Below are 20,953 nucleotides of genomic sequence, written 5' to 3'. Positions count from 1 at the left end.
AATAGACAATAGACAAACCCTTCGCAACTTAATGCAAAGGGTTCGTCTATGTTCTGAAGCTGAGATATTGATTTATCTCAGCTTTTTTTGTTTATAGTCTTCTCCCCTATGAAGACTAAATATTAGGCATAAATGGTTATGCATTATATAATCAAAGACATATATCGTTATGGAGGTATGTAAATGGAACAGTTAAATATGTTAGATGGACAAGTGATTCCTCAAATTGGGTTTGGTACATATAAGTTAAATGGTGCGCATGGTGCACATGCAATTGTGAATGCATTAGAACAAGGTTATCGTTTGTTAGATACAGCTTATAATTATGAGAATGAAGGAACAGTTGGTAAAGCAATCGAGATGAGCAGTGTTTCACGAGATCAAATTATGATTACTTCAAAATTGCCTGGACGTTATCAATCTTACGACGATGCACTGACTGCAATTCAGGAATCAATTTATCGCTTAGGTGTTGAGTATCTTGATTTATATTTAATTCACTGGCCTAATCCTAAACAAGGTAAATATGTTGAAGCTTGGCAAGCAATGATTGCAGCACAAAAAGCGGGCTTAATAAAATCGATTGGTGTGTGTAATTTTTTACCAGAACATATCGAAACACTACAACAAGAAACTGGTGTTCTGCCAGCAGTAAACCAAATTGAATTACACCCGTATTTCAATCAAGAAGCATTAGTTCAATACAACACATCCAAAGGAATTGTTACTCAAGCATGGAGCCCATTAGGTCGTGCTTCTAGTGTTATTGATGATGAAAATCTGGTCGAAATTGCTAAAAAACATAATAAAACAATTCCTCAAGTTATATTAAAATGGCATATTCAAAATGGTGTTGTGCCTATTCCGAAATCTACAACTGTATCAAGACAACTGCAAAATATGGATATTTTTGACTTTTATCTTGATAGTAATGATATTGAGAAAATCAATGTATTAACACGTACAGATGGCAGACGTAAAGACCAAGATCCGGCCACTTATGAAGAATTTTAAATTAATAGTTCATACATTTGAATATTTAAATTTTAATATATATAATTACACTTATTTAGCAAAACGTTAATAAAACGGTTTAATTTTTCAGTAAATTTAAAAAACTTTGTAAAAGCGGTTTACAGTACATATAAGCATATGTATAATATGATTCATAAACAAAATTAAATAAGTTTTGATGAGGCGCATCAATCATTAGTAAATTTTAGAAGAACCTGTCTGCTAGCAGCTAATTTTGAAAGGGTGAGATGCCGAAACAGTTATAATAGCAGCTTATAACAAGTTGGACTTTATGGTTAAGAGCTAAGAGTCTGTCATTATTTTAAAATAATGGAGTGCATCACTTGTATATAAATTATAGAACAGGTTCGCATTCCGGACTTGTTCTTTTTTTATATCACTGTGATTCTCCCCTATCAAATGAGGAGGATATGGAATTGGAAAGAAGTGTTTTGAAATTTGGAGGTTCTTCCGTAAGTGATTTTACTAAAATTAAAAATATAGCAGGTATGTTAAAAACAAGAGTTGATGAAGGCGAACAACTTATCGTTGTCGTTAGTGCAATGGGAAAAACAACAGATGAGCTTATGGCTAATGTTTCAACGCTTACTACGACACCTAAAGATCAAGAATTAGCCTTGCTATTAACAACCGGTGAACAACAGACCGTTTCCTATTTGTCGATGGTATTAAATGATATCGGTGTAAACGCAAAAGCGATGACTGGATATCAAGCAGGAATTAAAACGGTTGGGCATCATTTGAAAAGTAAAATTGCTGAAATCAATCCTAGTACATTTGAACAAGCTTTTGAAAACAATGATGTACTAGTGATAGCAGGGTTTCAAGGTATTAATGATGAATTAGAAATAACTACCTTAGGTCGTGGCGGCTCAGACACGACTGCTGTAGCTTTAGCTGCAAGTAATCAAACGACTTGTGAGATATATACTGATGTAGATGGTGTATATGCGACAGATCCAAGGGTTTACAAAGATGCGAAACGATTAGCATATGTATCTTATGAGGAAATGATGGAGATGAGTGCTTTAGGTGCAGGTGTACTTGAAACTAGAAGTGTGGAGTTAGCAAATAATTATAACATCCCACTGTATTTAGGAAGAACTTTATCAAATGTGAAAGGAACATGGATTATGTCACAAGCAGAATTATTAGAAAAAAAAGCAGTTACTGGTGTAGCATTAGATACACACATGTTACACGTTACAATTAGTTATCCCCTACCGGACAATAGATTATTGACGGATTTATTCAATCATTTAGAAGAAGGATCAGTCAATGTGGATATGATTTCTCAAATTATTAATTTGGAAGGGTTGCAAATGTCTTTTACGATAAAAGATACAGATGCTGTTCAAATAACAAACATCTTAGATGTGTTAAAAGAAAGATTTAATGCATTAGACTTCAAGATTAACGAAGGATACGTTAAACTTTCATTAATTGGTTCTGGTATGCGAGATATGTCTGGTGTTGCTTCAAAAGCATTTATTACATTGATTGAAAATGATATTGCTTTTTATCAAACCACCACATCAGAAATTAGTATTTCATGTGTAATAGATTCCGAAAATGGTGAACGTGCAGTTCATGCCTTATATCAAACTTTTGATATCTGAATTTTCTAAATATAATTAATTTTTAAAAACTTATAAAAATGAAAATGGAGTGTATATTCTATGACAAAATTAGCAATAGCAGGCGCAACTGGTTTAGTAGGAAGAAAAATGTTAGAAACATTAGATCGTAAAAATGTACCGTTTGATGAATTAGTATTGTTTTCTTCAGCACGTTCAGCAGGAGAAGAAATTGAATTCCAAGGCAAAACGTATACTGTTAAAGAATTAACTGAAGAGGCTGCAAGTGAACATTATGATTATGTTTTAATGAGTGCCGGTGGAAGTACAAGTGCCCACTTCTCCCCTATTTTTGAACAAGCTGGTGCCATTGTTATTGATAATTCTAGTCAATGGAGAATGGCAGATGACATTGATTTAATTGTACCTGAAGTTAATGAACCTGTTTTAAACAGAAAGATTATCGCTAATCCAAATTGCTCTACTATTCAATCAGTTGTACCTTTAAAAGTATTACAAGAAGCATTTGGCCTAGAGCGTGTAGCTTATACAACATATCAAGCAGTTTCAGGTTCTGGTGTAAAAGGTAGACAAGACTTATCTGAAGGTGCGAATGGTAAAGACCCGGAAGCATACCCTCACCCTATCTATAATAATGTGTTGCCACATATTGATAGTTTTTTAGAAAATGGGTATACAAAAGAAGAACAAAAAATGATTGATGAGACTAGAAAAATTTTAAAAGATGATAATTTAAAAGTAACAGCAACTTGTGTACGTGTACCTGTTCAAGATAGTCACAGTGTACATATGAGCGTTACGCTTGAAAGTGAAAGTTCAGTTCAAGCGATTCAGCAACTCTTTGACAATGATCAACGCGTTGTACTTATTGATAATCCAGAACAAAATGAATATCCATTGGCGGTTAACGCTACTGGCAAAGATGAAATTTTTGTTGGTAGAATTCGTCGAGATGATTCATTAGATAATACTTTCCATGTTTGGTGTACTTCAGACAATTTACTAAAAGGTGCGGCTTTAAATGCAGTACAAGTTCTAGAACAAGTAATGAGTTTGAAAGGAGTAAAATAAAATGGGACATATTTTTGAAGGTGTAGGTGTTGCTCTAACAACACCGTTTACACACAATGAAGTTGATTTAAATGCGCTTAGAAGACATGTAAAATATTTATTAGAAAATAATGCGAAATGTATTGTGGTTAATGGTACAACAGCCGAAAATCCTACTTTAACAGATGAAGAAAAAGATCAAGTGTTGGAGACAGTTGTTAATTATGTAGATGGTAAAGTGCCAGTTATCGCTGGAACGGGTACAAATAATACTCAAAAATCTATCCAAGCTTCAGTACGTGCGAGAGAAATTGGTGCAGATGGTATTATGTTGATTACGCCCTACTATAATAAAACAAATCAACGTGGATTGATTGAACATTTTACAACTATAGCTAACGCAGTAAAATTACCTGTCATTTTGTATAATGTACCTTCACGTACGAACATGACTATTAATCCAGAAACAGTTGAAACATTAAGTGATAATGAATATATTGTAGCGATAAAAGATGCTACTAATGATTTTGAATATATGGATGAATTGAAAAAACGATTAGATTTAAATAACTTTGCTTTGTACAGCGGTAATGATGATAATGTGGTTGATTATTTTGAAAAAGGTGGTCACGGTGTCATTTCTGTTGCAGCAAATGTAATTCCTAATGCGTTCCAGTCTTTATTCGAAGCAAAACAAAGTAGAAAAGATATCAATTCACAATTTCAACCAATTCAAACACTATTAGATGCATTAGCTGTTGATGTCAATCCTATTCCAATCAAAGCATTAACAGCGGTTGAAGGGTTTGGTAATTATGAAGTACGCCTCCCATTAGTGAAGCTTCAAGATGCAGAACGTCAAACGTTAGAGCAAGCATACGAACAATTTAAAGCAGGTGACAATACATGAAGATTGTTTTAATAGGCTATGGAGCCATGAATCAACGGGTAGCAAGATTAGCTGAAGAAAAAGGACATCAAATTGAAGGTGTGATTGTACCTAATTCCTCAAAATCATATCCTTATCCAACGTACCAAAGTATTTCAGACGTTAAAGATGCTGATGTCGCAATTGATTTTTCAAATCCAGAGTTATTGTTGCCTTTGTTAGACGATGAATTTAATTTGCCATTAGTTATCGCAACAACTGGAGAAAAAGAAAAAATTATTGCAAAATTAAAAGAATTAAGTAGTGAAATGCCAGTATTTTTCAGTGCAAATATGAGTTATGGGGTTCACGCATTAACTAAAATTTTGGAAGCTGCTGTTCCCCTACTTCAAGATTTTGACATTGAACTTACAGAAGCACATCATAATAAAAAAGTGGACGCGCCTAGTGGTACATTAGTAAAACTTTATGATGTAATTGAGTCTTTACGTGAAAAGACAACACCAGTTTACGACAGACATGAAATAAATGAAAAGCGTTCCCAAGATGAAATTGGTATTCACTCAATACGTGGTGGTACGATTGTTGGGGAACATGATGTTTTATTTGCAGGTACTGATGAAACAATAGAAATCACCCACCGCGCTCAATCAAAAGATATTTTTGCTAATGGAGCGATTGGTGCAGCAGAAAAATTAATTAATAAATCAAATGAATTTTATACATTTGATAATTTATAACTTTTAAGGAGCGAATTAAATTATGGTACAACATTTAACGGCAGAAGAAATTATTCAATATATAAGTGATGCAAAGAAATCTACACCACTTAAAGTTTATGTGAATGGTCAGTTTGACAAAGTAACGTTCCCTGACAGCTTTAAAGTGTTTGGTGGTTCTGATTCTAAAGTAATCTTTTGTGAAGCGGATGATTGGAAGCAATTTTATGAAAATAATCAATCAGTGATTGATGAATTAGAAGTTGAGATGGACCGTCGTAATTCAGCAATTCCATTAAAAGACTTAACCAATACTAATGCACGTATTGAACCTGGTGCATTTATTCGTGAACAAGCTACTATTGAAGATGGCGCAGTAATTATGATGGGTGCTACTATCAACATCGGTGCTGTAGTTGGTGAAGGAACAATGGTAGACATGAACGCAACACTTGGCGGTCGTGCTACTACGGGCAAAAACGTCCATGTTGGAGCTGGTGCAGTATTAGCTGGTGTAATTGAACCGCCTAGTGCATCACCAGTGGTCATTGAAGATGACGTACTCATTGGTGCAAATGCAGTGATTCTTGAAGGTGTTCGTGTTGGTGAAGGTTCTATTGTTGCAGCTGGTGCAATCGTTACGCAAGATGTCCCTGCTGGATCTGTAGTTGCTGGAACACCAGCAAAAGTAATTAAGCAAACAAGTGAAGTTGAAGATTCAAAAAGAGAAATCGTTTCAGCACTAAGAAAATTAAATGATTAATTAATAAAAACTGAAATTTTAATATTTATAGGAGGTTTTAGACGACATAACATGCAATCATTGATAAATACATTTATTTTAATGTATATATCAATATGCAACTATGCAAGTCGTCTAACCTCCTTTTTATACATAAATCTTCTTAATTGAGCATTAATTTATACCTATACATATTACAATAACTAAAAGGATTTGATTTTAATGAATGAGTTAGAATTTGTTACAACCCATAGACGTCACTTACATCAACATCCAGAATTAAGCCTCCATGAATTTGAAACCACTAAATATATTGCAGCATTTTTAGATGATCTTAATATCGAATATCATCGGCCACTGGAAACGGGTTTGATTGCCTATCTTCCTGGTAATGGTAATCATACGATTGCTTATCGCGCGGATATAGATGCCTTACCTATTTATGAAGAGAATGACATCCCGTATCGTAGTAAAACTGATAATGTTATGCACGCATGTGGGCATGATGGACATACAACTGCATTAATGCTATTTGTTATACGATGTAAATCTATGGCAGATCAAGGTACACTACCTCAAAATATTGTATTTATCTTTCAGCCAGCTGAAGAAACTGGAGGTGGCGCAAATCGTTTAATCCGTGCAGGCGCTTTTGATAAATACCCTATCGAAGCTATATTTGGTATTCACGTAATGCCTTTTGAAGATGAAGGTCGAGTTGTGATTCGTGACGAAGAAATTACAGCAAGTGCCACAGAATATCGTTTTTATTTAACTGGTCTATCAAGTCATGTTGCGGACAAAGAGCAAGGACATTCTGCTGGAGAAGCGCTACAGCATGTTTTAAGTCAAGTTGGTCAGATACAACAATTCCATTTAAATGGGTTAAAGAGAAATATTGTACATATGGGTCATTTTGAAGCTGGAGAAGCCATAAATACAGTTCCTAGCAATGGTTATTTAGAAGGTACAATTAGAACTTATGATGTCTATGATTTGGAAACTGTTAAACAGCAAATGAACAAAATTGCTGAAAGTGTAAAATTATTGTTTGATGTTGATTGTGAAGTGAAGTTTGAAGAAGGCTATCCGCCAACATATAATTCACCTGAATTACGTAAACATGTTGAAAATGGTCTGAACATTGCCAACTTAACAATAGTAGACAAGCCCACACCGTATTTATTTGGCGAAGATTTTAGCTTTTATAGTCAACTTGCACCTAGTTATTTTATTTTTGTCGGTGTACGAGACGAGTCAAATGGTTTTGTAACAGGGTTGCATACTGCCCATTTAAATTTTAATGAACATATGTTAATTAAAATTGTAGATTATTATGAAGCGATTTTAAAATCATACAGTGAGGTGGAAACACAATGACAGCAATATGGTCTGTGGATGCTCAACGATTTTATAATAGTGCGCTTAAAGTAATCCAAAATAATCAAATTATGGCAGTAGTTAAAAATAATGCTTATCATTACGGATTGGAATTTGCTGTACAGCAATTTTTAAAAGCAGGTATCAATACCTTTAGTACGACTTCCTTAAGAGAAGCAGTTCGCATTAGACAATTAGCCCCTAATGCAACAATTTTTTTAATGAATGCGGTGTATGAATTTGATAAAGTACGAGATTATCAGATTCAAATGACCCTCCCCTCATTAAACTTCTATTATGAACATATTGAAGATTTACAAGGTATTCAAGTGCATTTAGAATTTGAAAATTTACTTCACCGTTCAGGTTTGAAAAATATTGATGAAATAAGAGAAGTGATACATCATCATATGAAAAATGCAAATAAAAATAAAATGCATATCGCTGGTTTATGGACCCACTTTGGATATGCTGATGAATTTGATGTATCTGAATATAACGTAGAGCGTAAGGCTTGGTTAGATATTGTTAGTACATTAATAGACGAAGGTTATCACTTTGATATGATACATGCACAAAACAGTGCAAGCTATTATAGAGAAAACGGTGTGCTTGAAAACCATACACATGCGCGAGTCGGTATTGCGCTTTATGGCTCTAGACCTTATCAAACAATTGATGTAAATGCGATTGAACAATCATTGACTGTAAAAGGTAATGTCATCCAAATTCGTGAAGTAAATGAAGGAGATTATTGTGGCTATAGTTTTGCATTTGAAGCTAAACATGATCATACAAAATTAGCAGTAGTTGATATTGGCTATGGAGATGGTATTCTTAAGTCAAGAGCAAAACATGAGGCACTTATCAATGGCAAGCGTTACCCTATTCGTGCGTTGATGATGAGTCATATGTTTGTTGAAGTTGATCATAACGTGCATGCACAAGACGAAGTAATATTATATAATAATGATATTCGTGTTGATGAGTTTACATTTAAAGGTGTTGGCGCGAATTCTGAACAATTAAGTGCAATGAATCATGACTCACTAATAAAGGAGTATAGATAAATTATGGTAGTAGAATATAATGATCGTGGCGAGTTAACAATGGGAGGTACAAGTCTTAAAACAATAGCACAAAGTTTCGGTACCCCTACGATTGTTTATGACGAAGATCAAATCAGAACACAAATGCAACGATTTCACTCTGCTTTTCAGAAAAGTGGATTGAACTATAACATTTCATATGCTTCTAAAGCATTTACCTGTCTACAAATGGTGAAATTAGTACAAGAAGAAGGTCTTGAACTTGATGTAGTATCTGAAGGAGAACTGTATACAGCATTGGAGGCAGGTTTTGATCCACAGCATATACATTTTCATGGTAACAACAAGACAAAACATGAGATACAGTATGCATTAGAAAGTCAAGTTGGTTACATCGTTATTGATGCTTTAGAAGAAATAGAACTCATCGATAAGTATGCGAGTGAAACGGTTAATGTCGTATTACGTTTAAACCCTGGTGTAGAAGCACATACTCATGAATTTATTCAAACTGGTCAGGAAGATAGTAAATTTGGTCTGTCAATTAAACATGGGTTGGCAATACAAGCAGTTGAAAAAGTAAAAAACACTAAGCATTTAAAATTAAAAGGCGTTCACTTTCATGTAGGATCACAAATTGAAGGCACAGAAGCAATGATTGAAACTGCAAAAATAGTAATTCAATGGTTAAAAGAAAATGCTATAAATGTTGAGCTGATTAACTTGGGTGGTGGCTTCAGTATTAAATATGTTGAGGGTGATGTTAGTTTCCCTATCGAAACAGGTATTACTGAAATCACTGATGCAATTAAACAATTTTCAACTGAATTCGACTACCCTCTTCCTGAAATTGGAATAGAGCCTGGGAGATCCATTGTTGGAGAAGCTGGTATAACATTATATGAAGTTGGCACAATCAAAGAGATTCCCAATGTTAACAAATATGTATCGGTAGATGGTGGTATGAGTGATCATATCCGTACTGCGTTATATGACGCACAGTATGAAGCATTGTTAGTTAATAGAAATGAGCCTAAAGATGAAACTGTAACAATTGCTGGTAAACTTTGTGAGTCTGGAGATATTATAATTAAAGATGCTAAGTTACCTAGTACAGTTAAGCGTGGTGACTATCTAGCAGTATTATCAACTGGTGCCTATCATTATTCCATGGCTTCTAATTATAACCAAATGCAAAAGCCATCAGTATTCTTTTTAAAAGATAGTAAAGCGAGAGAAGTTATAAAACGACAATCATTGCGACAATTAATAATAAATGATACAAAATAACTTGTTAGTATTATAAAGAACCAAATATATTTAAAAGCTCTTTTTAAAGTACTCGATTTACGAGTATTCACTTTAAAAAGAGCTTTTTAAGTTACAATTTATTAATTTGTATATTAAAAAAGAACCTTTAACAAGGTTCTTTTTATAGTCAATATTGCAATCTATATTATAGTTTTACAACGTTCGCAGCTTGAGGACCGCGGTCGCCTTCAACTACTTCAAATTCAACTGATTGACCTTCTTCTAATGATTTGTAACCTTCTTGGTTAATCGCTGAGAAGTGTACGAATACATCGTTTTCTCCTTCTACTTCGATAAAACCAAATCCTTTTTCAGCGTTAAACCATTTTACTGTACCTTGTTTCATAAATGTGAAACCTCCAAGACTAATATTCATTCAATATGCATTATTCGCATATTACAAAAAATACAATTTCACAGTGTAAATCTGTCTTACAATATTCTTTGCAATATGGAATAAAACAATTGCTTGACTCATATTATAAGCCATAATAGCTGAAAATGCAATGCAATTATGAAAAAACAATTTATTAAACAATCGGTAATTTATAATAAACTTCATTATTATTTAAAACAATATAACTATAAAAAATCTGTAAATCTTCATCACAATCTTCACAAAATCCTAATTCACAATTATTATAAAATGCATGAATATTGTATTTACCAACTAGGAAATTATCATAATGCCTTTTACTATTTTCAATGATTGATTGATAGTAATTTAGCATTTTCTCATAGTTTTCAAAATGATATTGTTCTACGATATGATCAGTCCAGTCACTAAATAACCACCAGCCTTCATAATCAGCTCGAATTTTTGCAACTGTCCACATGTAAATTACACCCTTTCACTTTCAACTTCATATTTTAACTTCGTCAAATACATTTTTCGTTCATTATCAACATTATATTAAGTTTGATTTATTACGTTTATTTTGATTTATTTGCAAATATTAGCTATATGTATGTAATGTATTAAAAGAATACATTTATTCATCGATACTCAAATGATATTGCTAAATAGCTATGTGTAATATTTTAACTGTATCATACACAAAATCAAGTTATCTGTTTCATACTTTTGACGGATAGACAATTGTTGTTCAGACAAAAATATTAGTTTTGTATGACAAAATTTCGTATAATGATAATAAGAGGTGATTATATGCAATGCAAACATATTAAAGTATTCGGTATAGTGCAAGGTGTTGGTTTTCGCTATTATACTGAGAAGATAGCAAGAAAATATAATGTTGTGGGTACTGTTCAAAATATATCTGATTATGTAGAGATTTATGCCCAAAGTGATGAGACATCACTAACTTCATTTATTAACGCTATCATTGAGGGTGCTTCACCTGCTTCTCAAGTTGAAGATTATGAAATTGAAGAAATAGAAACGAACCCATCATGGAAAAATTTTAGTACATTATAAAGGAAGATGAAGTTTGAGATATAATATTTCGCGAATTTATGGGACCATTATTGCTTTTCCAATAGCAGTTATCGCGTGGATTTCTAGTATATTTGCATTAGAATTAAATTTTATTTTTGATTTTCTTATTTCTGCAGTAGCGTTTATAGCATTCTACTTCCCTACTCAGCGTTTAACTTCTAGAAAATATTTAAATGAAATTGGCTTAACACGAAGAGATTATCATTTTGTAAATAGTCAATTAAATAATGCTCAAGACAAGATAAGAAGAATTTTAAAATCTTTTGTTAATGTGAGATCAATCAAAGATTTTAGACAAGTAAATGAAATATATAGATTATCTCGAGCTATTTACTTTGCTGTTAAACAACAACCCAGAATGTTTTTTAAAGTAGAAAGTTTTTTCTACTCTCATATTGATAATGCATTGAATCTCATTGAATCTTATACGAGATTAGCAAAATCTCCAAAAAAATCTGAAGAAGAAAAGCAAAAGTTAGCACAAACTCGTATCACATTAGATGAAGTTAAACGAACTTTAGTAGCGGACTTAAAGAGAATTAATGAAGAAGACTATAGTCAATTAGATATAGAAATGGAATTAAATAAAATTGAACAAAAAAGGCATAAGTAAATTACATGAAGAAATGGAGTGAAATTAAATGGTAAGAGAACAAGACTTTTTAAATTCGCATCCATTGGATAAATATATTGATGAACAATCAGCAAATGAATCGGAAATTATCAACAGCACAAAACAATTTACTCAAGAAGATCAACAGAAAATTGATGAATTGAGTAAACAAATAAAACCAATGGATAATGATAGCTTATTAAATTATGGTACTACTGCACAATCTGATATGTCTCAATTTTCACACCGTATTCTTAATGAGGTAAAAACTACAGATGTTGGCCCTGTTGGGGAATCCTTAAATGGATTGATGAGCAAACTTAAATCAGTAAACCCAGATGAGTTAAACCCAGAAAATCAATCGAAATTAAAACGTATTTTCAGAAGAACAAAAGCATCAGTAAATGAAATTTTTTCAAAAATGCAATCTGTCGGTTCTCAAATTGATCGTATTTCTATTGAATTAGACAAACATAAAAATAATTTAAATAAAGATATAGGAATGCTAGATGAATTGTATAATTTAAATAAAACATATTTTGATGAATTAACACTGTATATTGAAGCTGCTAAAAGAAAGCAACAAGTACTCCAACAGGAAGATGTGCCTAAATTAAACGCACAAGCTGAATCTACAGGTAATCAAATGGATGTTCAAGCTGTATCAGATATGGAACAGTTTATAGATAGATTAGATAAACGTATTTATGACTTACAACTATCCAGACAAATTGCTATACAAACAGCACCTCAAATTCGAATGATTCAAAATGTAAACCATGCCTTAGCAGAAAAGATTCAAAGTTCCATTTTAACGAGCATTCCTTTATGGAAAAATCAAATGTCAATTGCTTTGACGTTAATGAGACAACGCAATGCAGTTTCTGCACAGAAAGCAGTAACAGATACAACGAATAATTTGTTACTCAAGAATTCAGAACTATTAAAACAAAATGCAGTTGCTACAGCTACTGAAAATGAACGTGGTGTCGTTGATATTGAGACCTTAAAAACAACACAACAAGATATTATTGATACGATTGAACAAACGCTCCAAATTCAAGAACAAGGTCGAAATAAACGTAGACAAGCAGAAACTGAATTAAACCAATTAGAAACAGAAATGAAGAATCAATTATTAGGTATGAAACAGGAAAAATAAAAAGAATTTAAAATATAAGTTTATAAAAAAAGCCTGTGAATGAATGCATTCCATGATTCATTCACAGGCTTTTTTCTTGAATAGAAGATTTTGTTTTGTATGTTATACCATTGTCTTAAATTATAATCAAGAAATCATTTTTCTCATCAGTAATATGCCAAGTTTCGTATGATGAATCTATCCCAATATACAGCAAACGTCAATTTCTATTAAAATAAGATAGAAATTGACGTTTATTTATTAATGAAGGATAACGATACCCTAGCTGTTTGATTATATTATTCTTTTTCGTAAACGATAGTTTCTTGTTTTTTAAACAATGGCGCTACAATATAACCAATAATTGTAGTAATAACTGCAATTGGGAACCACTCTAATGAATAATCTTTCAATGGTAAGTTATCAATAAGGCCTAATTTAATCCACCCTTGAGTATGCACCACACTAAGGATCGAAACAATGGAAACCACCGCTACAGGAATTTGCTGTGCAATTGGTTTTGTTGGAACAAAACGTGCAATTAATATTAGTAGTACTGAAGTGATAGCTACTGGATATACAATACTTAAAACTGGAACTGACATCGTAATCACTGAATTTAATCCTTGGTTTGCTAAAATAAAACTCACTAATGTGAAGATGATAACGTAAGTTTTGTATGAAATTCTCGGGAATATTCTATTAAAATACTCTGAAACAGATACAATCAATCCACAAGCAGTTGTTAAACAAGCAAGTGCTACGATAATACCTAGCAAGTACTTCCCAAAAGCACCAAATCCAGTGCTTGCCATTGTTGTTAGTAAATATGTACCAATATTTTGATCATTAGCAATTAAACTTGCAACTTTCTCTTGCGGTACAGCCATGTGGTTACCTATAAATCCTAAAGAAATATAAATGAACATAAGTGCAACTGCAGCAATAATACCAGCTAATAGTGTTTGTCTGAAAATTTTATTAGCATGCGTGACACCAGTCGCTTTAACCGCATTAACTACAATCATTGAAAAAGCAATGGCAGCAATAGCATCCATCGTTAAATAACCATTAGTAAATCCTTGAGAAAATCCTGCAAAATTAGAAGTGAAAGCTTCAGCTGCTTGACTATGTGTATTGCTACCATAATCAACAAACCCTTTGATAATCATCGCTAAAATAGTAATCAATAATAAAGGTGTTAACAATGAACCGATGCGATCTACCATTTTATTTGGATTGATACATAAACATAAAACTACTAAAAAGTAAATAATTGTAAATATAAACAATGCTAAACTGCTATTAGTATGGGCAATTGGTGTAATTGTCATTTCAAATGACGTTGATGCAGTACGTGGTATTGCAAAAAGTGGTCCTATTGTTAAATATATGATAATTAAGAATACAACAGAGAATTTTGGCGAAATTTTATTCAAAGAACCAATATAACCTTGTTTATCTAAAGCACCAACGACTACCCCTAATAATGGTAATCCTATACCTGTTAAAGCAAATGCTAATATGGAAGGCCAAAAGAATTGACCGCTATCTAAACCTAAATTTGGTGGAAATATAAGATTCCCTGCTCCGAAAAACATAGCGAACAGTGTAAACCCTATAATCCATGTATTTTTATTCATAAATCGTTCTCCTTCTTGCCTATAAAATAATATTTACTATTCTATCACGATTTATAAGAATGCGTCTATATAAATTTCTGAATATTTCAATTTATGTGTGATTTTATAAATAAATTACGTACTAAAAAGATTTTAATAATAATTTTTTAAGTAATGGTGCAAGATGGCTTGGTAGATTTTCTACACCTTCTACGAAAATTGCATAGTTACCATAAATATTATGAATTGTTTCTTCAACATCTTCTGTAATTGGGTCTTGACTTAAAAATACATTGAAAACTTCAATTCCTAATTTACGAGCTGTTTCCACTGCTTCATAAGTATCAAGAATACCATCTTGACTATAATTATAAGCTGATGGCTCACCATCAGAGAATACGATTAGAAAACGCTGATTATGCGCTCTGCGCATTAAACGTTCACTTCCAATTCTAATTGCCACACCGTCTCTATTATCATCTTGAGGTTCTAGGGCCATTATTCTAGGTCCTTCTCGTTTTATAGTTGATTGATCATAAGCTATAATCTCATCAATGATATTAGGTTGTTTTGTATCGTCAGCATCAAATGCATCTTCATTGAATGCTAAAATTTCGTGTTTTACATTTAATGATTTTAACGTTTCATGAAATAAAACGACACCTTTGATTGTTTCAGACATTTTATCCTGCATACTTGCCGAAGCATCCACTAACAATGTGAATGTTGCATCAAAAGTTTGGCTTAAATCTTGCTTTTTATAAAATAATTTATATTGATCATCAATAAACCAATTTAATAAATTTTTTTGTAATCGTCCTTTGGTTAGATTTCGACGCTCATCTTGGTATTCTCTATCTATTGTTTTTTTGATAATTTGTATCAAATCTTTTGTTTCAAATTGTACTTCGTTTTCAACATCGTGATATTCATTTTGAAATTCAGGTCGTATTTCAGGTACGTTCCATTTAACGTCTACGTTTGCATTTATGCCTTTTAATGCAAAAATAGAATTATTGCCGATTGATCCGCCCTCATCACTTTCAACTTGGTTTGTGGAACCTTTACCTTTCTTTGTTTGCATATCTGTCATATCATCACCACTATCACCTTCTCTGGCAGTGTCATTATCACCAACAACATCACTATTTTCACCTTCATGAAGTTCCATTTCTAAATATGCACCACCTTGTGAAGCACTATCTTGATGATTGGATTCTATATCTTCACTGACACTCTCTTCATCATGATCATTATTTGAAGCATTATCAGTATTACTTGCATCTGTTCGTTTTAAATCTTCAAAATTAAGCTCATGAATTGCCTCATATACTTTTTTAGGTAAATGATAATATTCGTTTAGCATATCTTCATTTAAGATATCATCAATTTGAAACATGATTCGTTCAGCTAAGTACAAATTATCCTCAGAAGAATCGTTATAGAAAAAATTAGGTAGATATTGATACATATTTAACAGAATATCATCAATTTGTGGACCAATTTGAGGTACGTCGTAAAAGTTTTCAGTTAAAAATGAAGATTCTAAATATAAAAAGAGCAAATCTGTAAATGTCTTTTTTGTTTTATATACATTAATTTGAGTACGTGTATAGCTTAATCTAACTTCATTGCGCATGTGAATTGCATCTTTAGTAGATGGTCGTTGCTTAACAATTTCATTCAATACTCTTTTATCTTCTAGTAATTTAAACAGTTGTTGAAAAAATTTTGGATGTTTAAACGTATCATTGTGAATAACTTCGTTGACTACTGTTTCATCCATTAATTGGTAGCCATAAGCTGCGAGCATAACATCTGTTTTAAGCCCTGTTGTTTCAATATCTTTTTTTCTATGTGACCAAAAAGAACTCGTTATTAACATATTATTGATTGGATCGTAATATGGGAATTTTTGAATTTTAACTTGTGTTTGTTCATTTTTTAGTAATAATCGAGCTAAATCTTGTAGCATCATCACTTGCTTTGCATCTAGCTGTTCATCATTAAATAATATAAAACGATCGCTCATAAATATCCCTCACTAAAAATTTAATTCTACCGCATTTAATATCGCTTGTTGTTCACGTTCGTCTTCTAGTTTATCAATAATCGTACGTTTGATGGCACGTTCTATAGGCATCACGGTAGCCAAATCACTTAAATCAATTAAAGCACGTATGCTCGCTGCTTCTTCAGATATTTGACCTTGTTTAGTCATTGTTCGTAAATCTTCATTAAAATTAATGATTTTTTGTATTGTCGTATCATCTGCTAATTGGCTTTGATCTTTAATTACATCATTTAATATATCCCCATCAATATAATCGACTTGAATGACTATAAAACGGTTTTTTAGTGCTTCGTTCATCGGTAATGTACCAATATATCCCTCATTTATTGCAGCGATTACATTGAATCCTGGAGCAGCATTAATCACTTCGCCAGTGAATGGATTTGTTAATTTTCTGCGGTAATCTAATACACCGTTTAAAATTGGTAATGTTTCTGGTTTTGCCATGTTGATTTCGTCGATATAAAGAATATGGCCTTCTTTCATTGCTTTGATTACTGGTCCATCAATAAATACAATCTCTTGAGTACCATTTTCATTTGTCTGTATAGTTTTAAAACCTAATAAACTTTCAGCATCTAAATCTACTGAACAATTGACTTGATGCATTGGTCGTTGTATTGTTTCACTTAAAGTCTCAGCTAGCTTTGTTTTTCCTGAGCCCGTTGGTCCTTTTAATAAAATATTTTTATTCAATGCCATCAATGATTTTGCATCATCAAATACTGTTTCATCTTTATTAATATATTGTGAGTTCGTCATTGTTTCTTACTCCTTTAAATTTAAAATAAGTTATAAAAAATCCATTTCATTAAAAATAGACCGGGGCTTGAATAATGTTTGATATTATAGCCCTAGTCTTATTAATTTAAGCAATATTTAAAATGCACATTTTCAATAGTACATGTGTCATACTGTAAATTATATCTCTTTAAAGTAGGTTTTAAAGTAGCCACCAACAAGTCCAGAGTTGTCGATGATTTGATAATATTCTTCAGTTTCATTTATTACATCATATTGTTGTCCCACAGTTAACATGTCAGAGACTGTGAATTTTTGCGCATCTGTATGTGTAACTTCTACTTTTTTAATGGGTGTATGATCTTTCCAAGTTTCGTGTAACATTTCTAAAAATCCTCTCTTTTTTATTATGAAGTTTCTAAGGTTAAAATGAATGTAATACCACTTTTTTCAGTGATTCTTAAAGATCTTTCGCCTTCTTGATCTAACGTTTGATAAGGTATTCCTATGGATTCAAGTTCTTCAATAGTCTTTTGAAATTGTGATTTAGATTCTATTCCAAATTCGATTTGTTCTAAAATACCATGTTCAGGCATTAAAATTTCCTCGTTTGATGCGTGAATATGTAGCTCACCGCCTAAACCACCATCACCTATACGAAAAACTTGTATTTTAAATTCAGCATGATCACTAGGAGTATATTCTGCAAAATGTTCTAGGCCAAATACTCTAGTTAAAATAGATTGTGTGAGTACAATATCATTAACTTTTAAGATTACAGGTCCTAGCCCTTGAATCTGATGTAATGGGTTTACATTACTTTCGAATGTTGGTATACCTAATGGTGTGCCAGAATTATGTTCATTGGAATAAATATTAAATGTTTGACCATTTTGATCTTGGAAATTGAAGTATTTATGGCCATTTAAATCTGTAGGTGAACTGAAAGAAATTTGATGTTGTTCTAAAATAGATTGATATTCTTCAATTCCTTCATCACTTGGAACCCTCAATCCGATATTTTCAATATGGTTGTTTTTGTTAATATAGTTTGGTACTTCTACAAAATGTATACGTGTACCTGAATTTAATTCAGCATCACCAAAACGTAAAGCTTGTCCTTTATCTGCCACATTTAATCCAAGTATGTTTGAGAATAACTCTTTGGTTTTACTTAAATCATTTGTCCCTGTAGTAACACTTCTAAGACCATTCATTATATTAACCCCTCTATTCATATCTTTTCAATACATTATAACTTATTTTTCATGTTATTTGTATGATGAAGTATCTGATTGTGCTTGTATTTACAAAATTGTAATTTTTAAACATTGGAGGATTAGCAGAAATGTATTAATATAGGTATATAATAGGAATAATTATTTTATATGTTCAAATATTTATTTAAGTTACTAGAGGAGGTTGTATATATGATTGGTACATGGATTTTATTTGGTGTCACAGTACTTATTGCAGTTTATTCAGGTATTACTTTCTTTTCCAATATAAATAATAAAGCAAAACAGCAAAAAGCAAGCAAAGAAAGTATAAAGAAAAATAATATTTACGGCATTGTTTTTCTAGTGTTTTTAATTCTAGCAATTATTGAACTATTTGTATTTATTGCTTAAATAAAACGTTTTAAAATAGTCAAGAATATAAATGACAATAACGGTTGAAATCGTAAATTTTAAATAAAGGACGCATCCATTAACTACGGATGCGTCCTTTATTTTGAACATGAGATTAATATCTATACCTTTATTTTTACTCTAATTTTTGATAAATCATTTGCACTACCCCACTTTTGTAAACATGTGTGTCACACAAAGTTATGTTTACACGATTTTGAATATGTTCAAAAAGTGGTTTGCCAGAACCTAAAATGACTGGGTGGATTGAAAGCCTATACTCGTCAATAAGGTTAAGATTTATAAAAGTTGTGATAATATTTGAGCCACCATAGAGCCAAATATCTTTATTGCTATGCTCTTTAATTTTAAAAACCATCCCACTGATATCGTCACTATTAATAAATTTTGTTTGATCTTTATCGTTATAATGTTGGTTAGTAAACACGAATTTATGCTTGCTATGAATTTGGTCCCACATCGTTTTATCTCCAAATTGATCGTCCTTTAAATTTGGGATAAATTCGCCCCATAAATCATAACTTTTCCTACCATATATAATGGTATCAATTTGATCTAAAAAATGATTGAAGTTCATTTCTTCATCCATGATGCACCAATCAACTTCTCCATTCGGTCCTTCTATATATCCATCCAATGTAATCGCTAAATCTAAGATAATTTTATTTGTAGGCATCGTGATTACTCCTTATTTTGGTAATGTTTATTATAGTTTATAAAATTACTATTTACAATAAATCAAATGATAATAAAACCGGATAGAAATCGATATAAAAAGATTTCTATCCGGTTCATTAATTAAATTGAATAAGTATGCTTTTAATCGCTAATGGTCATGTTCCACAATAAAACAAAATTTCATTTGTATGTTAAACACTAGTAAAATGAATTGTCTCATTTGCTTGTGAAGATTTTTGTATCGCATCAATGATTGCAATTGATGGTAATGCGTCATTGACGTGTACATAATTTTGGGTATTTTCATAAATTGATTCGTAGAATTGATTTATGAGTGTCCCATGGCTTGGTCCATAATACGATTTTGTACCTGGTAGCTTTTTATCCTCAATAATATGGATTTTGTAACCTTCTTTATTGACACGTGTAAGTATATTATCTTTAATTGTAAATTTTTCATTTTTAAAAATGACTTGAAGCTCAATACTTGAATTGCCAAAATTAGCATTAGTTGCAAAAAACATACCATTTGCTCCATTTTCAAATTTTATATGAGCAGAAGCAGTATCTTCGACCTCGATACGATAATCTAACAACTGTGATACATTGCCTTTAATTGTATCAACGGGACCGCAAAGTAATTGCATTAAATCCAACGTGTGAATGGCTTGGTTAATTAATACGCCTCCTCCAGCGGTATCTAATTTACCGCGCCATGGTTTATCAGTATAATATGATTCGGGTCTGAACCAAGTAACGATTCCTTTTATACCAATGATGTCACCAAATTTGTTGCTTTTTACTATTTGTTGTAAAGTTTGAAATGTATCATTGAATCTATTTTGAAAACAAACACATATTTTAGTGTTTGGATTTTTTTGTTCTAATTGTATTAATTTTAATCCTTCTTTAGCGTTGATTGATAAAGGTTTTTCTTGCAATACATGTATACCTTTTTCTACACAGGCAGTCGTCGCAGATACATGCAAATGATGCGGCAAGCAAATATGTACACAATCTAGCGCCACTTCCTCTAACATAACTTCAAAATCTGTAAAAAAAAGAGCGTTGGGTACTTTAGCTTGCAAAGCTTTATCTATATCACATGCAGCAACTAATTCTACATTGGAATTTGTCTCTATCACGTTTAGATGTATTGCTGAAATATCACCTAGCCCTATAATTCCAATTTTCAACATA

Annotated in this window: 22 protein-coding genes and 1 riboswitch; of the genes, 13 read left to right on the top strand and 9 right to left on the bottom strand. The window is 32.0% G+C overall.

Annotated features, from left to right (window positions below; all coding sequences use genetic code 11):
- Positions 1 to 183: 183 nt before the first annotated feature.
- The 9 genes from KA824_RS04020 (at position 184) to lysA (ending at position 9,752) form a co-directional block, all read left to right on the top strand.
- Positions 184 to 1,014, top strand: a complete 831-nt coding sequence (locus KA824_RS04020; RefSeq protein WP_107383938.1) for an aldo/keto reductase — start codon at positions 184 to 186, stop codon at positions 1,012 to 1,014.
- A 170-nt stretch (positions 1,015 to 1,184) separates the two neighbouring features.
- A riboswitch (Lysine riboswitch) is annotated at positions 1,185 to 1,363 on the top strand.
- Positions 1,364 to 1,445: 82 nt separating this feature from the next.
- On the top strand, positions 1,446 to 2,654 hold the full coding sequence (locus KA824_RS04015) for an aspartate kinase (protein WP_107383937.1): 1,209 nt from the start codon (positions 1,446 to 1,448) through the stop codon (positions 2,652 to 2,654).
- 60 nt (positions 2,655 to 2,714) lie between these two features.
- A complete protein-coding gene (locus tag KA824_RS04010; protein ID WP_107385784.1) occupies positions 2,715 to 3,704 on the top strand; it encodes an aspartate-semialdehyde dehydrogenase in 990 nt (329 codons plus the stop codon).
- Between the two features lies 1 nt (position 3,705).
- Positions 3,706 to 4,593: a 4-hydroxy-tetrahydrodipicolinate synthase gene (dapA, locus tag KA824_RS04005; RefSeq protein WP_107383935.1), complete on the top strand. Its 888-nt coding sequence runs from the start codon at positions 3,706 to 3,708 to the stop codon at positions 4,591 to 4,593.
- Positions 4,590 to 5,312 carry a 4-hydroxy-tetrahydrodipicolinate reductase gene (dapB, locus tag KA824_RS04000; RefSeq protein ID WP_107383934.1) on the top strand — a complete coding sequence of 241 codons (723 nt, stop codon included), beginning with the start codon at positions 4,590 to 4,592 and terminating at the stop codon, positions 5,310 to 5,312. Before dapA ends, dapB begins: the two co-directional genes overlap by 4 nt.
- Before the next feature lie 22 nt (positions 5,313 to 5,334).
- Positions 5,335 to 6,054 (top strand): 2,3,4,5-tetrahydropyridine-2,6-dicarboxylate N-acetyltransferase, encoded by a 720-nt coding sequence (gene dapD, locus KA824_RS03995; protein WP_107383933.1) that lies wholly within the window; start codon positions 5,335 to 5,337, stop codon positions 6,052 to 6,054.
- 201 nt (positions 6,055 to 6,255) lie between these two features.
- Positions 6,256 to 7,413, top strand: coding sequence for an amidohydrolase (locus KA824_RS03990; RefSeq protein ID WP_181187571.1), 1,158 nt, complete (start codon positions 6,256 to 6,258; stop codon positions 7,411 to 7,413).
- Positions 7,410 to 8,483 carry an alanine racemase gene (locus tag KA824_RS03985; RefSeq protein ID WP_181187572.1) on the top strand — a complete coding sequence of 358 codons (1,074 nt, stop codon included), beginning with the start codon at positions 7,410 to 7,412 and terminating at the stop codon, positions 8,481 to 8,483. Before KA824_RS03990 ends, KA824_RS03985 begins: the two co-directional genes overlap by 4 nt.
- Positions 8,484 to 8,486: 3 nt before the next feature.
- A complete protein-coding gene (lysA, locus tag KA824_RS03980) occupies positions 8,487 to 9,752 on the top strand; it encodes a diaminopimelate decarboxylase (RefSeq protein WP_107383930.1) in 1,266 nt (421 codons plus the stop codon).
- 166 nt (positions 9,753 to 9,918) lie between these two features.
- Here the strand turns inward: lysA and cspA are convergent, their stop codons facing one another.
- Both cspA and msaA read right to left on the bottom strand, forming a co-directional pair.
- Entirely contained in the window at positions 9,919 to 10,119 is a 201-nt protein-coding gene (gene cspA / locus KA824_RS03975; protein WP_001831260.1) for a cold shock protein CspA, read from the bottom strand.
- 184 nt (positions 10,120 to 10,303) lie between these two features.
- Complete coding sequence (msaA, locus tag KA824_RS03970) at positions 10,304 to 10,609, bottom strand: regulatory protein MsaA (protein WP_064208967.1); 306 nt, start codon at positions 10,607 to 10,609, stop codon at positions 10,304 to 10,306.
- 332 nt (positions 10,610 to 10,941) lie between these two features.
- Between msaA and KA824_RS03965 the strand changes: the two genes are divergently transcribed.
- Genes KA824_RS03965 through KA824_RS03955 form a run of 3 tightly spaced genes read left to right on the top strand, consistent with a single transcriptional unit; the run spans position 10,942 to position 13,007 of the window.
- A complete protein-coding gene (locus tag KA824_RS03965; RefSeq protein ID WP_107383929.1) occupies positions 10,942 to 11,211 on the top strand; it encodes an acylphosphatase in 270 nt (89 codons plus the stop codon).
- Between the two features lie 13 nt (positions 11,212 to 11,224).
- Positions 11,225 to 11,845 carry a 5-bromo-4-chloroindolyl phosphate hydrolysis family protein gene (locus KA824_RS03960; RefSeq protein WP_107383928.1) on the top strand — a complete coding sequence of 207 codons (621 nt, stop codon included), beginning with the start codon at positions 11,225 to 11,227 and terminating at the stop codon, positions 11,843 to 11,845.
- A gap of 28 nt (positions 11,846 to 11,873) precedes the next feature.
- A complete protein-coding gene (locus tag KA824_RS03955) occupies positions 11,874 to 13,007 on the top strand; it encodes a toxic anion resistance protein (RefSeq protein ID WP_107383927.1) in 1,134 nt (377 codons plus the stop codon).
- Positions 13,008 to 13,285: 278 nt separating this feature from the next.
- On the opposite strand, the gene brnQ3 is transcribed toward KA824_RS03955, so the two are convergent.
- The 5 genes from brnQ3 to KA824_RS03930 all read right to left on the bottom strand — a co-directional run bounded on the left by brnQ3 (position 13,286) and on the right by KA824_RS03930 (position 18,640).
- Positions 13,286 to 14,629, bottom strand: a complete 1,344-nt coding sequence (gene brnQ3 / locus KA824_RS03950) for a branched-chain amino acid-like transporter carrier protein BrnQ3 (protein WP_210133237.1) — start codon at positions 14,627 to 14,629, stop codon at positions 13,286 to 13,288.
- Positions 14,630 to 14,750: 121 nt separating this feature from the next.
- Entirely contained in the window at positions 14,751 to 16,640 is a 1,890-nt protein-coding gene (locus tag KA824_RS03945; protein ID WP_107383925.1) for a vWA domain-containing protein, read from the bottom strand.
- A 12-nt stretch (positions 16,641 to 16,652) separates the two neighbouring features.
- The gene (locus KA824_RS03940) at positions 16,653 to 17,444 is read right to left on the bottom strand and encodes an ATP-binding protein (protein ID WP_107383924.1); all 792 of its coding nucleotides are present in this window, start codon (positions 17,442 to 17,444) and stop codon (positions 16,653 to 16,655) included.
- Between the two features lie 159 nt (positions 17,445 to 17,603).
- On the bottom strand, positions 17,604 to 17,807 hold the full coding sequence (locus KA824_RS03935; RefSeq protein WP_107383923.1) for a DUF6501 family protein: 204 nt from the start codon (positions 17,805 to 17,807) through the stop codon (positions 17,604 to 17,606).
- 23 nt (positions 17,808 to 17,830) lie between these two features.
- Positions 17,831 to 18,640, bottom strand: a complete 810-nt coding sequence (locus tag KA824_RS03930) for a VOC family protein (RefSeq protein WP_107383922.1) — start codon at positions 18,638 to 18,640, stop codon at positions 17,831 to 17,833.
- Between the two features lie 213 nt (positions 18,641 to 18,853).
- Here KA824_RS03930 and KA824_RS03925 point away from each other — a divergent pair, with 213 nt between their 5' ends.
- Positions 18,854 to 19,054 (top strand): hypothetical protein, encoded by a 201-nt coding sequence (locus tag KA824_RS03925; RefSeq protein ID WP_019468795.1) that lies wholly within the window; start codon positions 18,854 to 18,856, stop codon positions 19,052 to 19,054.
- 136 nt (positions 19,055 to 19,190) lie between these two features.
- Here the strand turns inward: KA824_RS03925 and KA824_RS03920 are convergent, their stop codons facing one another.
- Together KA824_RS03920 and KA824_RS03915 are read right to left on the bottom strand one after the other, a co-directional pair.
- Positions 19,191 to 19,751, bottom strand: a complete 561-nt coding sequence (locus KA824_RS03920) for a dihydrofolate reductase family protein (RefSeq protein WP_107383921.1) — start codon at positions 19,749 to 19,751, stop codon at positions 19,191 to 19,193.
- A gap of 193 nt (positions 19,752 to 19,944) precedes the next feature.
- Positions 19,945 to 20,952 (bottom strand): Gfo/Idh/MocA family protein, encoded by a 1,008-nt coding sequence (locus KA824_RS03915; protein ID WP_107505122.1) that lies wholly within the window; start codon positions 20,950 to 20,952, stop codon positions 19,945 to 19,947.
- Between the last annotated feature and the right edge of the window lies 1 nt (position 20,953).

It is taken from the genome of Staphylococcus sp. GDY8P198P, assembly GCF_017891615.1.
Classification (GTDB): Bacteria; Bacillota; Bacilli; order Staphylococcales; family Staphylococcaceae; genus Staphylococcus; species Staphylococcus cohnii.
This window is presented reverse-complemented; position numbering and strand designations above follow the sequence as displayed.

Coding starts and splice junctions, on each gene's coding strand:
- KA824_RS04020 (WP_107383938.1), top strand. CDS start 184: ATGGAACAGTTAAATATGTTAGATGGACAAGTGATTCCTCAAATTGGG.
- KA824_RS04015 (WP_107383937.1), top strand. CDS start 1,446: ATGGAATTGGAAAGAAGTGTTTTGAAATTTGGAGGTTCTTCCGTAAGT.
- KA824_RS04010 (WP_107385784.1), top strand. CDS start 2,715: ATGACAAAATTAGCAATAGCAGGCGCAACTGGTTTAGTAGGAAGAAAA.
- dapA (WP_107383935.1), top strand. CDS start 3,706: ATGGGACATATTTTTGAAGGTGTAGGTGTTGCTCTAACAACACCGTTT.
- dapB (WP_107383934.1), top strand. CDS start 4,590: ATGAAGATTGTTTTAATAGGCTATGGAGCCATGAATCAACGGGTAGCA.
- dapD (WP_107383933.1), top strand. CDS start 5,335: ATGGTACAACATTTAACGGCAGAAGAAATTATTCAATATATAAGTGAT.
- KA824_RS03990 (WP_181187571.1), top strand. CDS start 6,256: ATGAATGAGTTAGAATTTGTTACAACCCATAGACGTCACTTACATCAA.
- KA824_RS03985 (WP_181187572.1), top strand. CDS start 7,410: ATGACAGCAATATGGTCTGTGGATGCTCAACGATTTTATAATAGTGCG.
- lysA (WP_107383930.1), top strand. CDS start 8,487: ATGGTAGTAGAATATAATGATCGTGGCGAGTTAACAATGGGAGGTACA.
- cspA (WP_001831260.1), bottom strand. CDS start 10,119: ATGAAACAAGGTACAGTAAAATGGTTTAACGCTGAAAAAGGATTTGGT.
- msaA (WP_064208967.1), bottom strand. CDS start 10,609: ATGTGGACAGTTGCAAAAATTCGAGCTGATTATGAAGGCTGGTGGTTA.
- KA824_RS03965 (WP_107383929.1), top strand. CDS start 10,942: ATGCAATGCAAACATATTAAAGTATTCGGTATAGTGCAAGGTGTTGGT.
- KA824_RS03955 (WP_107383927.1), top strand. CDS start 11,874: ATGGTAAGAGAACAAGACTTTTTAAATTCGCATCCATTGGATAAATAT.
- brnQ3 (WP_210133237.1), bottom strand. CDS start 14,629: ATGAATAAAAATACATGGATTATAGGGTTTACACTGTTCGCTATGTTT.
- KA824_RS03945 (WP_107383925.1), bottom strand. CDS start 16,640: ATGAGCGATCGTTTTATATTATTTAATGATGAACAGCTAGATGCAAAG.
- KA824_RS03940 (WP_107383924.1), bottom strand. CDS start 17,444: ATGACGAACTCACAATATATTAATAAAGATGAAACAGTATTTGATGAT.
- KA824_RS03935 (WP_107383923.1), bottom strand. CDS start 17,807: ATGTTACACGAAACTTGGAAAGATCATACACCCATTAAAAAAGTAGAA.
- KA824_RS03930 (WP_107383922.1), bottom strand. CDS start 18,640: ATGAATGGTCTTAGAAGTGTTACTACAGGGACAAATGATTTAAGTAAA.
- KA824_RS03925 (WP_019468795.1), top strand. CDS start 18,854: ATGATTGGTACATGGATTTTATTTGGTGTCACAGTACTTATTGCAGTT.
- KA824_RS03920 (WP_107383921.1), bottom strand. CDS start 19,751: ATGCCTACAAATAAAATTATCTTAGATTTAGCGATTACATTGGATGGA.
- KA824_RS03915 (WP_107505122.1), bottom strand. CDS start 20,952: ATGTTGAAAATTGGAATTATAGGGCTAGGTGATATTTCAGCAATACAT.